Here is a 14,783-nt window from a genome sequence, read left to right as displayed (position 1 = left end):
GTCGAGTGGGTTCTTTGCTTTTTCTCAATACTGGAATAGTATTCCAATAACAAAGCAAATTCTAGATATTGCGAAGAATCAGGAACCGCCGCTGCGGCTGGATGCAACGACGAGCACACAAGGAGCAGCAGATGGGGGAGACATTGAGCGATTTGCAGCAGAACGAAGCCTTCGACGTCGCGGTGATCGGCGCGGGAGGGGCGGGCATGTCGGCGGCTCTGTTCGCGGCGATCGACGGCGCGCGCGTGCTGCTGGGTCGAAAGCACCGAATACGTGGGCGGAACGACCGCGTACTCGGCCGGCACCACCTGGATACCGAATTCGCCGCACGGCCCGTCGATCAATCCCGACGACAGCAGCGCCAACGCCGAGGGCTTTTTACGCCGCGCGGTCGGCGAGCGCAGCAGCGAAGCGTTGCGTCGTGCGTTCCTGCAGGCGGGGCCGCAGGCGGTCGCGCATATCGAGGCGAATTCGGACGTCAAGTATCGGGCGCGGCCGTTTCATCCGGACTATCTGTCGGAGCTCGAAGGCTCGACGCTGCGCGGTCGCGCGCTCGAACCGCTCGCGTTCGACGGCCGCAAGCTCGGCCGTCACTTCGCGCTGATCCGTCCGCCGATCCCCGAGTTCACGGTGCTCGGCGGCATGATGGTCGATCGCGACGACGTCGGGCATTTGCTGAATATGACGAAGTCGTTCCGGTCGCTGCGCCACGCTGTGAAACTGCTTGTACGGCATGCGCGCGACCGCATCAGCTGGCCGCGCGGCACGCGTCTCGTGATGGGCAATGCACTGATCGGCCGGCTGCTCTCTTCGCTGCTCGCGCGCGACGTCACAGTGCTCGTGAGCACGAAGCTCGAAGCGTTGCGCACGAACGCGTCCGGCGCGATCGACGGCATCACGCTGAGTCAGAACGGGCAGCGCCGGCAAATCTCGGTCACAGGTGGCGTGATTCTCGCGAGCGGCGGCTTCAACCGGCATCCGCAAAGGCGCCGCGCGATGCTGCCGGGGGCGGACCTCGCGTGGTGCCCGGGTGCGCCGGGCCATACCGGCAGCGCGCAGGATCTCGCGCTCGCGGCGCGCGCGCGCTACGGCGAGGGCGCGCTCAGCAACGCGTTCTGGGCGCCGGTGTCGATACGCCAGCGCGCGGACGGCACGACCGCGGTGTTCCCGCACTTCATCATGGATCGCGGCAAGCCCGGCATGATCGTCGTCAATCAGCAGGGGCGGCGCTTCCTGAACGAAAACACGTCGTATCACCTGTTCGGCATCGCGATGCAGAAAGCACATCGCAAGACCCCATCGGTGCCTGCCTACCTCGTCACCGACGCGGACGGCCTGTGCAAATACGGTCTCGGCATGGTGCGGCCGGGCGGCAAGGGCCTCGCGCCGTTTCTCGCGGACGGCTATCTGACGCAAGCCGCGACGCTCGACGAACTCGCTGCCAAGCTCGGCATCGACGCGGCCGGTCTCGCCGACAGCGTCGCGCGGATCAACGACTACGCGAAAACCGGCGTCGACCAGGAATTCCAGCGCGGCACGACCGACTATCAGCGCGCCAACGGCGACGCGAACTGGCCCGGCCCGAATCCGTGCCTCGGCCCGATCGTGCGCGCGCCGTTTTACGCGGTGCGGCTTTATCCCGGCGATATCGGCGCCGCGACCGGCCTCGTCGGCGACGACAAGGCTCGCGTGCTGAATCGCGACGATCATCCGATCGGCGGCCTGTACGCGTGCGGCAACGACCTGCAATCGGTGATGGGCGGTGTCTACCCGGCACCCGGCATCACGCTTGGACCGGGGCTCGCGTTCGCGTATCTGGCGGCGCGCGATGCGGCGATGCGCGCCAAAGCCGCGCGAGGCGATGCGGCGTCGTTCGTTGCGCGCGGCACGACTGAGACCGCCAACGAAAAGATCGTCTGACGAACCGGGGGCACGCATGGTTCGAACCCGATTAAAAAGTGGAATAGTATTCAACAAATGCAGCATCACGGAATTTTCCCAACCGACGAAGCGAATGGCGATGAAGCGCGAACCGATCCTCGAATGCGATGTACTGGTGCTGGGTTCCGGCGCGGCGGGACTGTCTGCCGCGGTGACGGCAGCCACGCAACGTCTGCGCGTGATGGTGGCCGAGAAGGCCGACGTGTTCGGCGGCACGAGCGCATGGTCGGGCGGCTGGATGTGGATTCCGCGCAATCCGCTCGCGACGCGCGCGGGCATCGTCGAAGAATCCGAAGCATCGCGCACCTATCTGCGCAACGAACTCGGCGCCCACTATGACCCCGACAAGGTCGACGCGCTGCTCGATCGCGGTCCGGAAATGATCGAGTTTTTCGAGCGCGAGACGGCGGTGCGTTTTATCGACGGCAATCGTATTCCCGACTTTCATACGACGCCGGGTGCAATGACAGGTGGCCGATCCGTCTGCGCGATGCCGTTCGATGGCCGCGAGCTCGGTTCGCTGATCGAGCGCTTGCGTCCCCCGCTCGATGTGGTGACGCTGAAGGGCATGGCGATCGCGTCGGGCCAGGACCTCGCGCATTTCTTCAATGCGACGCGCTCGCCGCGTTCGGCCGTGCATGTGCTGCGCCGGCTCGCCGCGTTCGCGAGAGACAGGTTGCGCTATGGCCGCTCGATGCATCTGGTCAACGGCAATGCGCTGGTCGCGCGTCTGCTGAAATCGGCGCATGACCGCGCGGTCGATTTGCGTACCAACGCGAAAGCGGTTGCTTTGCTGCGCGAAGGCGGAGCCGGGGGCGGGCGCGTCACTGGAGCGCGCGTCGAGATCGACGGTGTCGCTCACGAGGTGCGCGCCGCGCGCGGCGTCGTGCTCGCATGCGGCGGTTATCCGCATGACGTCGCGCGGCGCGCGCAAACCTTCGCTTATACGCCGTCGGGTCGCGAGCACTGGTCCGCCGCACCACTGACCAATACCGGCGACGGCATTCGTCTCGGCGAAGCGGTCGGCGCGCATTTCGACGCATCGCTGGAAACGCCGGCGGCGTGGGCACCGGTGTCGCTGGTGCCGCGCAAGAGCGGCGAGGCCGTCGCGTTTCCGCATCTGATCGAGCGCGCGAAGCCGGGCGTGATCGCGGTCACGCGCGCGGGTCGGCGCTTCGTCAACGAGGCGTCGTCGTATCACGACTTCATTAATGCGCTGATAGGCACGACGCCAAAGGGCGAGGAAGTCTGCGCATGGCTGATCTGCGATCACCGCTTCCAGCGCCGTTACGGGCTCGGCTTTTCGAAGCCGTTTCCATTCCCGACCGCGCCATATCGCCGCTCCGGTTATCTGCGGCGCGCGCACAGCCTCGCCGAACTCGCAAGCCAGTGCGGCATCGATCCCCAAGGACTTCAAACGACGGTCGCCGCCTACAACAGCTACGCGAAAGACGGCTTCGATCCGCAGTTTCACAAAGGCTCGACGCCATACAACCGCGTGCAGGGCGATGTACGCCACGAGCCGAACCCCTGCAACGCGCCGCTCGAACGCGGTCCGTTCTATGCGGTGAAGCTGCTGCCCGGCAGCCTCGGCACGTTCGCCGGTCTCGCGACCGATGCCGCCGCGCGCGTGCTCGACGACGCAGGCCAGCCGGTGCCGGGTCTGTACGCGGTCGGCAACGACAGCGCGAGCATGATGGGCGGCTGCTATCCAAGCGGCGGCATCACGCTCGGACCCGCGATGACTTTCGGGTATCTGGCGGGGCTGTCGCTCGCCGGCGCGGCGCAGGCCGATGGTACGGCCCGTGCCGCGCGCACCGAACCCACTCCGAATTCCTCCATCCCGTCACAAGGACGCATCTGATGACTCTCTACGACCTCGTTACGCTCACCGTCAAGATCGGCGCCAACGCACAGGTGTTCGAAAACATCCAGGCCCACGGCGACGCACCGGGCTCGAAGCTGCTCGGCTGCTGGTACTCCGATATCGGCACGCTCGGGCAGGTGCTGGTGCTGCGCGGCTTCGATTCCGAAGCGTCGCTGATCGCCGGGCGCAAGCGTATGCTGCTCGAAGGCGATCCGTTCGGCTGCGGCGAATTCATCACCGACGTGAAGATCGACAGCTATGCGCTGTTCCCCTTTCTGCCGCCGATCGAGCCGGCTGTGCATGGCGGCATCTACGAGATGCGCGTGTACGGCATCAAGCTCGCGAGCTTGCAGCACACGATCGACGCATGGGAAAAGGCGGTGCCCGAGCGAGCGCGGCGCTCGCCGCTCGTCGGCGCGATGTATGCGCTCGATGGCGCCGTGCCGCGCTTCCTGAACATCTGGCCGTATGCGAGCGTCGACGAACGTTCGCGGATTCGCGCCGAAGCGGTGAAAGACGGCATCTGGCCGCCGAAGGGCGGCCCGGCCCATCTGACGACGATGGAGTCGACGATCTGCGTGCCGGCGCCGTTCTCGCCGCTGCGCTGAACTCGAGGAAACGACATGACCCCGCCCAACTCGCGCGAGCTGTCGCTGTCCGCGTTGACCGTGCTCGAACTGAGCCCGCCGCAGATGGTCGAGTGCGCCGCGCAGGCCGGCTACGACTGCGTCGGCCTGCGCCTCGTGCCCGCCACCGATCACGAAGTGCGCCACGACATCATTAGCCCGGGCGCATTGAAGCGCGAAACGCTCGCGCGTGTACGCGACACCGGCGTCAAGGTGCTCGACGTCGAAATTCTGCGCCTGAAGCCCGACACCGACGTAAACGCGTTTCTGCCGATGCTCGACACCGCCGCCGAACTCGGCGCACGCTACGTGCTGGTCGCGGGCAACGATCCCGACGAAGCGCGCACCGCCGAGCGGCTTGCGCGGTTGTGCGAGCTGGCCGAACCGCGCGGCCTCGCGCCGTCGCTCGAACCGATGCCGTGGACCGACGTGAAGGACGTCACGCAAGGTGCGCGCATCGTGAAGGCGGCCGCGCGACCCAATACCGGGCTGATCGTCGATCCGATCCACTTCGATCGCGCGGGGACGCCGACGGATACGTTGCGCGCGTTGCCGCGCGAGTACTTCGGCTATGTGCAGTTCTGCGACGCGCCGGCCGAACGGCCGGCCGATCTCGACACGTTGCTGCATCAGGCACGTTGCGAGCGCATGATTCCGGGCGAGGGCGGCCTCGATCTCGCCGGCATTCTGCGCGCGCTGCCCGACGATCTGCCGATCAGCCTCGAAGTGCCGATGCAGCAATGGGCGAAAGCCGCCTCCGCGCTCGAACGCGCACGCAGGCTGCGCGAGGCGACACTCGCTCTGCTCGAACGGACTTATGCGGCGACGCCGTCATCGATCACGTCATGATGTAACCGCAAACCGCAGTTCACCCCCGGCTGGTCCTTCACGAAAGCGCGCGCCAAAGAGGCGCGAGTGACCGGCTCGGCCAATCGATCACGATAAAAGATCTGGAGACAGCAGGCATGGAACCTTCGAGCAAGGCGCCGCGGCATGGCGGGCCGCTGCTGCGCGTGAGCGCGGCATCAGGCATTGGGCGCGCCGGAACCGGCGCCCGCCGTGCCCTTGAATTCCAATGTGGAATCATGTTCTCATGTGCGATTCGAATCGAATGAGAGTGGATCATGGCAGGGAATCTCGAGCGGGCGCTGGCCATCATCGAATTGCTGGCGAAGCAGGGCGGCAGCATGCAGCTGGCCGCGATCGCCGACACGCTGAACATCCCGCGCAGCGGCACGCATCGGCTGCTCGCGGAGCTGAGCGACGAAGGCTACGTGCGTCAGGATGAGCACGGCGAGTACGTGCTTGCGCTGAAGCTGGTGTCGCTCGGGCTGATGTGGCTGTCCACGGCTGGCGTGCTCGATATTTCGCAGCCCGTGCTGGATCGGCTCGCGAACGCGTCGGGCGAACTCGCGCGTCTGGGCGTGATCGAGGACGATCACATTACGTTCGTCGGCAAGGCGCAGGGCGCGCGCTCCGGGCTGCGCTACGACCCGGACATGGGCAGCAGTCCGCCGCTGCATTGCACCGCGAGCGGCCAGGCGTGGCTCGCGACCATGAGCGACGAGGAAGCGCTCGAACTCGTGTCGCGCCAGGGCGGCATCGGCAAGGCGGGCCCGCGCGGGCCGAAGGCGCCGAAGACGATCCAGCAGTTTCTGCAGGACCTGGCCGGCGCGCGCAAGCGCGGCTACGGCATCGCGAGCGAAACCTACGAGGCGGGCATGACGTCGATGGCGGCCGCGATCCGCCATCCGGTGACCGGGCTGGTGGTCGGCACCGTCAGCCTCGCGGGGCCGACGAGCCGCCTGCCGGACGCGCGGCTGAAAGAACTCGCGCCGGCGCTGCTCGAAGCCGCGTCGGACATGAGCGCCGCCACGCTCAGCTCGCCGTATTTCAAGCGCACGCCGCGCGTCGCGCGGCCAGTGGCGGTCGTGCGGCCGGTCGAGCCGAAGCGCAAGGGCCGGCCGCGCGCGGCCTGAGCGCTGCCCATCCGAATCCATTCGCGAGTTCCACGATCTGAAGCAGCGGGCAGCGCACCAGCTCGTCCGCCGCTTCGCGCAGCCGGGCAATCCCGTGCGCCGAGCCGTTTGCGCATGCAAAACGGCCGTACCAGTCGGCATTTCTGACGCAAGCGCCCAATTTTGAGACGCACGGTCAAGCCGTGCCCCAAAACTGCGCTAACGTCACACGCGTAGATTGCAGATTGCTTTCGGTTTGAGCGATCGATGCGGCGAGGTCATCGGGCCAGCAGGCAGGACGCGGTGGGAGCGAAGATGAGCCTTACGAGCAGGCAAACAGCCGCGCAACGCGGCGGGCGGCTACCGGCAAGGTTCGCGGATAGCCATTTGCAGCATCTCGAGAGTGTGCTCGGCTACGCGACGCGCAAGCGCGCGACGCAATCCGGTGAACTCGACCACGTCTATTGGGAGCGGCGCATCCGCGCGCTCGAGGATACGCATCATCTTGTCGAGAGCCAGCGCTCGCGCATTGCGAAGCTGCGCGGCATGTTGCGCTAGCAGGCGCAGGCCAGCGGCGCACGGCGCACGGCGGCCTGAGATGTCGGGGTGGTCCGCGAGGACCGAAGTAGTGCAGTGGAGGAGAGTACCGTCGGCGCCGCTCGGCGCCGACGTCAAAAAAGCAGAACCTGAGAGAAAAGCGGCGATGACGCGAACGGGCCCGCAGAGGCCCGTCGCGCATCCGCCCGATGTGGCCGCCGGATTTCAAAATCCTGACTTAATCGCGAGCTATTTTTTCAGATCAATTATGTCTTTCTAAATCGCGGTTTTCCCAGTAATTCTGACTGATCTTAATTGGGGTGCGGTTAGATATAGACATTGAAAACACGCGCCGCTTTTTACACTGATAAACTGTGCGCCGGAGCCAATGCGGCGACGCCTTTCGCGCGCTCACCGCATTCCCCTTCCGGCGTGTCGACGGCCGGATAGACGGTACAAATAGGCCTTTTCCGCGAATTTGACAGACGCGTAACCTGGGCATACTGCCTTCGGCAACCGCGGCTCACCGGGACGCACTTCTCGTCGTCCTTCTGGATTGTCCTTTAAGCCACGCGCCCGTGTGGCGCTTCGCCTCAGCCGATTTTCCGCAGACTCCACCTTGCGCTTTCGACAGGTAATTTTGACAGACAGCTTGATTCAGTAAGGGCTTGTTCAAGTCCTCATTTTGGAAATGACTCATGAAGCCGGGAAATAATTCGCTTAGGAAAAAGCGCGCACGCAAAATTGCGTTGGGCGCTGTGGCGGTGCTGATCGCGGTGCTGGTCGGTTGGGGCGGCTGGTGTGTCCAGCATCGCGCCGTGCCGCAGGCCCCGGCGCTGAACGGCATTGCGAGCCAGATGCGTCACGATGCATCCGCGTGGACGCATCAGGAGAAGGACGCGTCGACGATGCTGCGCGACATTCACGATGCGAACGTCGCGGCGATCGGCGTGAGTCCCGACGCGATTCTGGTGTCGCTGCGCGACGGCTCGAAGTACTTCGTCACCGATCACAACGCCACCTTCTCGCACGCGCTGCTGCTCGGCGAGCGCTCCGACGCCGCCGCGTATCAGCTCGTGTGGCTGCCCGACGTCGACATCCACAGCGATGGCGCGCGCTGGACGCAACTGTTCGAGCAGTTGCGCGACGTGCTGAGCGTATTGCTGCCGCTCGCGCTGATCGGCGGCATGGCGTGGTTCATGCGGCGCGAGATGAAGGGCGGCGCGACGCTGCTCAGCGAAACGCCAACGCTGCGTTTCGACGACGTGATCGGCGCGAACGAAGCGAAGGCCGCGCTCGCCGACATTCGCGGTTACCTGTCCGATCCGAAGCAGTTCTCGTCGCTGGGCGTGCGCGCGCCGTGCGGCATCCTGATGGTCGGCGCGCCCGGCGTCGGCAAGACGCGGCTCGCTCAGGCGCTGGCCGGCGAATGCGGCGCGAACTTCATTTCGATCACCGGCAGCTATTTCAGCGCGAAGTACTACGGCGTCGGTATTCAGAAGGTGCGGCACCTGTTCGAACTCGCGCGCAAGAACGCGCCGACGGTCATCTTCATCGACGAAGCGGACGGTCTCGCGAAACGCACCGACACCGGCGGTGGCCCGGTCGAGGCGGAAAGCAACCGGATCATCAACCAGTTGCTCGCGGAGATGGACGGCTTCGAATCGAACGAGGGCGTGATCGTGGTGGCCGCGACCAACCATCCCGACAATCTCGACGAAGCGTTGCGCCGCCCCGGCCGTTTCGATCGCACGGTGCAGGTGCGTCTGCCGGACCGCGAAGACCGCGCGAAGATTTTCCGTTTCTACGCGCAGCGGCTGAAGTCGAAAGCGGCGGATATCGACTACGACCAGCTCGCGCGTTTGACGACTGGACTGTCGCCGGCCACCGTCGCGATGGTCGTGAATCAGGCGGGGCTGATCGCGCGCAAGGCGGGCGATAACGAAATCGCCGCGAAGCACTTCATGGAAGCGATCAAGATCGCGCGCATCGGCGACGTGAGCGGCGCCGAGCGCGCGCTCACCGAGGACGAGCGCAAGCGCATCGCGGTGCATGAGGCGGGTCACGGTCTGGTCGCCGCGCTGCTGGGCACCGGCGTGCTCGAGGAGGTGACGATCCTGCCGCGCGGCGGCGCGCTCGGCGTCGCGCTGATCACGAAAGCGCAGGACAAGCACCTGTACCGCGAAACGGAGATCCGCAATGAAATCCAGGTTCTGCTCGGCGGACGCAACGCGGAGATTCTGATGTTCTCCGAAGCATCGAGCGGCGCCGCATCGGACTTGCAGGAGGCCTCGCGTATCAGCCTCGACATGGTGTCGAAGTTCGGCTTCAACAGCGACGGCGATCTGTTCAGTCTCGCGGCGCTGCCGTCGCAGTACGCGGGCCTGCAAATGAAGAGCGCAATCGAGCATGCGAACGTGCTGCTCAGGGAGCTCAACGAACTTTGCTACGGGCTGTTGCACGCGTACGAACCGGTACTGCGCGACATTTCAGAGCAGTTGCTCGAGCATGAGACCGTGCCCGGCGATACCGTCTATCGGCTCATTGCCGAGCACAAGAGCACGTTGAAGATCGTGCATGAGCCCGCCGCGGCTTGACGGTCGCTTCGAAGCGCTACGCGAAGTGGGACGGTCCCGGATCGGGCACGCCCGGCGGCGCATCGGTATCACCTGACGGGTCGCCGCCCCCTGGGCCGGATTTGTTCGGGTCGGGTTCGGGGGTGTCGCCTTTTTTCGGCAGAGGCTGGTCGAGGCCCGGTTCGACCGGAGTGGGGAGTGCATCGCCGACGGGCTTCGAGACCTCGGCGGGTGGACTGCCGGGATCGTCGTCCGCCGGGCGATCAGGCTCGCTCGGGGAGTTCGCGGTGTTCGACACAATGCTCTCCAGTTGCTGAAGATAAGCCCTCGGGCAGCAAGGCGCGTGCCACGGTCCCGTGGCGGATGTTTGAAGCAGGCGCGCTTCTATCGTTTGGCCGGTTCGGTCCCGCGCAGTGCCTCAGGTGAGGGGCGGCCGGATGGTGAGGCCGAACGATGGCGTGATCCGCGTAGCCGCAAAATCGGCGCCTCGATCAGCCGCCACGACAGCGACGCGATGCCTAGCGAAATCGCAAACGATGCGACGATGCCAAGCATATGCGCCCACATCGGCACAGTGCCGCCGAACAACGCTTCGGCGTGACGGTTGCGCGTCAGATCGGGGATCAGGTTGTGATACAGATAAAAGCCGTAACTGATGCGCCCAAGACCGGCGAGCCAACGCGTCTGCAGCAGACCCATCACGGCAGCATTGCGGCAGCACGCAATCGAAGCCACTAGCGCCGCGATACCGATCCCGTACATTGCGCTGATCGAGGTAAACAGCAACGGATCGTCGAGCGTGCTCCATCCCGGTTCGGCCGCGCACAAACCGATCACGACGAGACTCAGCGCGAACAGCGTCAGGCCATGACCGAGCCAGGCATGCACGCGGCCGCGATCGTCCGCGATCATCAAGCCACCGATACCACCTAACGCGAGCAGCCAGACATTGCTCAACGGGTGCGTATAGATCGCGATCTCATCCCAATGCGCGGCACGCATCGCGAACAACCCAGCAAGGCCGAGGGCCACGATCGCCCAACATGCCGCTCGATGTCGCCGCGCGGCAAGCAGCAGCAAAAGCGGCGCAACTACGAGATAGAACTGCTCCTCGATCGCGAGGCTCCACAAGTGCGAATAGCGGCCCGGCCAGTAGCGCAGCACCGAGCCGATCCAGAAGTTGGACAGATACGCAAAGTGAAACGGCATGCCGCTCGCGAGTTCCGGATTCGCGAGGCCGAACGCCATCAACCCGCACATCACGACGAGCATCAGGTAATAGATCGGAAAGATGCGCACCGTACGACGAAACAGAAAGCGTGCGAGTTCGACGCCGAAACGGCTGTCGCCCGATTCGATGCGCGCGCGTTGCGACGACAGGATGCCGATGATCAGAAAGCCGCTCAGCGCGAAGAAGATCCACACGCCGAGATGCCCGATCTCGCCGATGCCGCCGAATAGACGATGCTGCAGAAACACCATGAGCACGGCGATCGCGCGCAGCCCATCGAATCCGGCAATTCTGTTTTTCATAAACCTCTATTCGCAAAACGGCTGAAAAGCACGAAAACATCGTACGGGGAAAAAATGCGAAAAAAATCGCAGCGCGCGTTCGATGATTTTTTTCGAGGCTTGCGTTCGCCCATCAATGCGGGCGTCCCTGTTTCGTGCACCAAAAGCCGCAAAACTTTCCGCGCGTTCGTTAAAGACGCACCGAGTATTACCAGTCGCCAACGACTCGATTTCAGATAGGCGATGCGGGGAACGAATTAGCCTTTTGCAGTTCGCACGGCATTGGCCGCTGACCCGTGGCCATTCACGTTCTTGCGTGCCGTCGGCGCGCGCATTCTTCGAGAAGACGAATGGAAACATCTGGCCGTGGTCGTGGACGATCGGTCGAAGTCGATTTCTTTCGCGGTATTGTGCTGATCGTCATCGTGCTCGATCACATTCCCGGCAGCACGCTATCGCATCTGATGCTGCACGCGTACGCATTGTGCGATTCAGCCGAGGTGTTCGTGTTTCTCGGCGGCTATGCATCGGCGGCGGCGTATACGGCGGTGCTTGCGCATCGCGGCGAACACGCGGCGCAGCTGCGTTTCGTCAAACGCTGCTGGGAAATCTATCGCGCGTATCTATTGACGGCGATGCTGATGCTCGTGTCCGGCGCGGTTCTCGCGCGGCTCGATCTGAATCGGGCGATGGTAGAAATGACCGGCTGGCCACCTTTTGCGTTGCAGCCGTGGCGGGAGGCATTCGATATCGCGCTGTTACGACGGCAGCCGTATCTGTCGAGCGTGCTGCCGATGTATGTGCTGTTCGCGCTATGTGTGCCGGTGATGGTGCCGCTCGCGCGCCGCTCGGTATCGCTTGCGCTTGCCGTGAGTCTCGCGCTGTGGGCCGTCGCGCGGCCGCTTGCCGCGTTATTCAGCATTGACGATGTTGCCGGCTGGGCTTTTAATCCATTTGCGTGGCAACTGATGTTCGTGCTCGGCATGCTGTGTCGTATGCAGCCGATCAGCGAACGTTTTCATGCGAGCTGCGCCGCCCGGTGGCTCACGCGCGTCGCGGTCGTTGCGGTGCTTGCCTTCGCGATCGTCAAACTTTTCGTGCTGACGCAGCCTTTGCCCGGCACGCACAAACAGAATCTTTCAGTGGAACGTGTGATCAATTTCATCGTCATCGCCTGGCTCGCCGCCCAGTTCGTGCGGATGGGCAGCATCGCGTGGCTCGCGAGGCGGCTGCCCGTCGTGGTGACGGTCGGGCGCGCCGGGCTCGTGTGCTTCGTCACCGGCACGCTGGTGTCGTTGATGATCGACACGGCGACACCGCACACCTTTCATGGTTTTCGCGCGGTGCTGGTCGGGCTCGGCGGCGACCTCGCGGCGATCGGCGCGCTGCTGATGATCGCGCGCGGGTGGAGCGGCTGGAAGGGGCAGCAGCCGCGCGCGCACGCGAAAGGCGCGGGTTGCGGATGACACGACGCGAGCGCCGTGGGCGCGTCACGACTACGATGCGCACCACGCACAAGCTCGTTGGACTCGCAACCGTGATGAGCGTCGTGGTGCTCGCGTGGCTTGCGATACATCGCACGGCCGCGCAGGCCAAAGAAACACCGTTCGCGATGCACTGCGCGGAGTTCGCGGGCGCGGTGCTGTCGCCCGAACTGATCGAGATGCCAACGGCCGGCGCGCTGATCGAAAGTGCGTCGATGATCGGCGCGACCGCGCAGGGCAATCAGCAAGGCGGCGAGTATTGCCGCATCACGGGCCGCATCAAGGCACTGAATCCGACCACACCCGACATCCGCTTCGATCTGAATCTGCCGCGCCGCTGGAATGGCCGCGCGTTGCAGATCGGCGGTGGCGGGTACAACGGCGTGGTCGTCAGCGGCATTGGCGTGATGCCGTTCTCGCCGGATCGCGCGCCGCTCGCGCAAGGCTATGCGACGTTCGGCGACGACTCGGGGCATGTCGGCGATTCGGCGCTCGCGCAGTTCGGTCTCGTCGATGAAGCGGTGACGAACTTCGGCTACGCGCATCTGAAGAAAACCCACGACGTTGCGCTCGCGCTGATCGCGAACGCGTACGGCAGGCCGCCGCAGCGCATGTATTTTGCCGGCGGCTCGACGGGTGGCCGCGAAGGCTACACGGTGATGCAGCGCTTTCCCGACGACTATGACGGCGTGATCGCCAATTCGCCCGCGCTGAATTTTTCCGGCGTGCGGCTGCTCGGCGTGAAGCTCGGCCACGCCGAATATGGCACGCCGGGTGGCTTCGTGCCAGCGGCGCTGCTCGAAGCCGTCCATCAACGCACGCTCGAGGTATGCGACCGGCTCGACGGCACGGAGGACGGCATCGTCAGTGATGTCGAAGCGTGCCGCGCGCACCAGGCGCAGATTATCGATTCGCTGCGCTGCGCGCTGCACCCTTCATCGCACGATGCGTGTCTGACCGACGCGCAATTGGCCACCTTGCTGGTGATGCGAGATGGACTGTCGCTGCCGTATCGGCTCGCGTGGGGCGTGAGCGGCTATCGCGGCTACAACGTGTTCCAGGGCACGCAACTGACCGGCGCGCTCGGGCTCGCGCATCAACCGCGGCGTCAGCCGGTGCCGACGTTCGGTGCGAACGGTTATCTGTTCGCGCAAGGCGACGGCTATCTGCGCTACTTCGTCACGCGCGATGCGCAGTTCGATTCGTTGACGTTCGATCCGCAACGGCCCGGTAAATATCGCTCGCAACTGATCGCGCTGTCGGCCACGATCGGCTCGATGAACCCGGACCTGTCGCGCTATATCGCGCACGGCGGCAAGCTGATCACGCTGCAAGGTCTCGCCGACGAAGTGATCAGCCCGAACCAGACGATCGCGTATCACGACGCGCTGGTCGCGCGTTTCGGCAAGTACGAGGTCGATCGTTTCATGCGGCTCTACATGGTGCCTGGGTTCCAGCATGGCAACGGCGTGTTCATTCCCTCGGTCGATCTGCTCGGCGCGCTCGACGCGTGGGTCACGCGCGGCGTCGCGCCCGAAACGCTGACGGCCACCGATCTCGCCGCGGCGACGAATGGACGTTCGCGGCCGCTGTGCCGCTATCCCGGGTTTCCGCGTTATGTCGGCAAAGGCAATGTAAATCTGGCGAGTAGTTTTGTCTGTGCGCAGCCTTGAGGTATGAGTCGTCGCCGCGCCTGTGTGGACGGGCGGGCCGCACAAAAAAACGGCGACGCGGCAACTCGATGCCGCGTCGCCCGCTGAACCTCAACGGCCGTTACTGCCCGTTCTGCATCCTGCCGTTGTTCATGTCGTTGTTCATGTTGTTGCCGGTTCCGCTGCGCATGCCGTTGTTCATGTCGTTGCCCATGCCGCCTGTCGAACCACCGGTCGCCGGGCTATTCGGGCTCGCGCCGGTACCGGTGCCCATCCCGCCGCCGGTGCCGGTCACACCCGGCGAACCATAGCCGGAGCCGGTGTTGCCCGGCGTGCGGACCGAGCCCGGGCCAACGCCCGGAGTGGCCGTACCGCCCGCGCCGCCGGTCGTGCCGCCACCGGCGCCGATGCCGGTGCCACCCGCGCCACCGCCACCGCCGCTCGTGCCGCCGGCAGCACCGCCGCCCGCGCCTCCTGCACTACCGCCGCCGCCCGCGCCGCCCGCACCGCCCGCCTGCGCGTATATGCCACCCGACAACGCCATCACGAGCGCGGAAGCCAAGATCGTACTGGTCATGCGTTTCATGATTTACCTCCACGAAAAGGGTTGGTGTCATGTGAACCTCGCAA

At 64.9% G+C, this 14,783-nt stretch carries 11 protein-coding genes and 1 pseudogene; 9 read left to right on the top strand and 3 right to left on the bottom strand.

What is annotated here, in order from left to right:
* Positions 1 to 131 precede the first annotated feature (131 nt).
* The 7 genes and pseudogenes from QFZ91_RS34665 to QFZ91_RS34635 all read left to right on the top strand — a co-directional run bounded on the left by QFZ91_RS34665 (position 132) and on the right by QFZ91_RS34635 (position 9,526).
* Positions 132 to 1,920 (top strand): annotated as a pseudogene (locus QFZ91_RS34665) (FAD-dependent oxidoreductase).
* 100 nt (positions 1,921 to 2,020) lie between these two features.
* A complete protein-coding gene (locus tag QFZ91_RS34660; protein WP_429569984.1) occupies positions 2,021 to 3,805 on the top strand; it encodes an FAD-dependent oxidoreductase in 1,785 nt (594 codons plus the stop codon).
* The gene (locus QFZ91_RS34655) at positions 3,805 to 4,416 is read left to right on the top strand and encodes an NIPSNAP family protein (protein WP_429569983.1); all 612 of its coding nucleotides are present in this window, start codon (positions 3,805 to 3,807) and stop codon (positions 4,414 to 4,416) included. The genes QFZ91_RS34660 and QFZ91_RS34655 overlap by 1 nt, the downstream gene beginning before the upstream one ends.
* Before the next feature lie 15 nt (positions 4,417 to 4,431).
* The gene (locus QFZ91_RS34650; RefSeq protein WP_429569982.1) at positions 4,432 to 5,283 is read left to right on the top strand and encodes a sugar phosphate isomerase/epimerase family protein; all 852 of its coding nucleotides are present in this window, start codon (positions 4,432 to 4,434) and stop codon (positions 5,281 to 5,283) included.
* A 275-nt stretch (positions 5,284 to 5,558) separates the two neighbouring features.
* A complete protein-coding gene (locus tag QFZ91_RS34645) occupies positions 5,559 to 6,413 on the top strand; it encodes an IclR family transcriptional regulator (protein WP_429569981.1) in 855 nt (284 codons plus the stop codon).
* 294 nt (positions 6,414 to 6,707) lie between these two features.
* Positions 6,708 to 6,950 carry a hypothetical protein gene (locus QFZ91_RS34640; protein WP_176120688.1) on the top strand — a complete coding sequence of 81 codons (243 nt, stop codon included), beginning with the start codon at positions 6,708 to 6,710 and terminating at the stop codon, positions 6,948 to 6,950.
* Positions 6,951 to 7,627: 677 nt separating this feature from the next.
* Positions 7,628 to 9,526, top strand: coding sequence for an ATP-dependent metallopeptidase FtsH/Yme1/Tma family protein (locus tag QFZ91_RS34635; protein WP_429569980.1), 1,899 nt, complete (start codon positions 7,628 to 7,630; stop codon positions 9,524 to 9,526).
* A 16-nt stretch (positions 9,527 to 9,542) separates the two neighbouring features.
* On the opposite strand, the gene QFZ91_RS34630 is transcribed toward QFZ91_RS34635, so the two are convergent.
* A complete protein-coding gene (locus QFZ91_RS34630; protein WP_429569979.1) occupies positions 9,543 to 9,803 on the bottom strand; it encodes a hypothetical protein in 261 nt (86 codons plus the stop codon).
* 86 nt (positions 9,804 to 9,889) lie between these two features.
* Positions 9,890 to 11,038 carry an acyltransferase family protein gene (locus tag QFZ91_RS34625; protein WP_429569978.1) on the bottom strand — a complete coding sequence of 383 codons (1,149 nt, stop codon included), beginning with the start codon at positions 11,036 to 11,038 and terminating at the stop codon, positions 9,890 to 9,892.
* Between the two features lie 329 nt (positions 11,039 to 11,367).
* Between QFZ91_RS34625 and QFZ91_RS34620 the strand changes: the two genes are divergently transcribed.
* Together QFZ91_RS34620 and QFZ91_RS34615 are read left to right on the top strand one after the other, a co-directional pair.
* Positions 11,368 to 12,483 carry an OpgC domain-containing protein gene (locus QFZ91_RS34620; RefSeq protein ID WP_176379588.1) on the top strand — a complete coding sequence of 372 codons (1,116 nt, stop codon included), beginning with the start codon at positions 11,368 to 11,370 and terminating at the stop codon, positions 12,481 to 12,483.
* Positions 12,480 to 14,174, top strand: coding sequence for a tannase/feruloyl esterase family alpha/beta hydrolase (locus QFZ91_RS34615; RefSeq protein WP_429569977.1), 1,695 nt, complete (start codon positions 12,480 to 12,482; stop codon positions 14,172 to 14,174). The genes QFZ91_RS34620 and QFZ91_RS34615 overlap by 4 nt, the downstream gene beginning before the upstream one ends.
* 100 nt (positions 14,175 to 14,274) lie before the next feature.
* Here the strand turns inward: QFZ91_RS34615 and QFZ91_RS34610 are convergent, their stop codons facing one another.
* A complete protein-coding gene (locus QFZ91_RS34610; protein ID WP_429569976.1) occupies positions 14,275 to 14,739 on the bottom strand; it encodes a hypothetical protein in 465 nt (154 codons plus the stop codon).
* Positions 14,740 to 14,783 lie beyond the last annotated feature (44 nt).

Origin of the sequence: Paraburkholderia sp. JPY419 (assembly GCF_050435705.1) — a bacterium.
In the GTDB taxonomy this organism is placed as follows: Bacteria; Pseudomonadota; Gammaproteobacteria; order Burkholderiales; family Burkholderiaceae; genus Paraburkholderia; species Paraburkholderia youngii.
The sequence above is the reverse complement of the archived record's forward strand: the minus strand, read 5'-3'. Positions and strand labels throughout refer to the sequence as shown.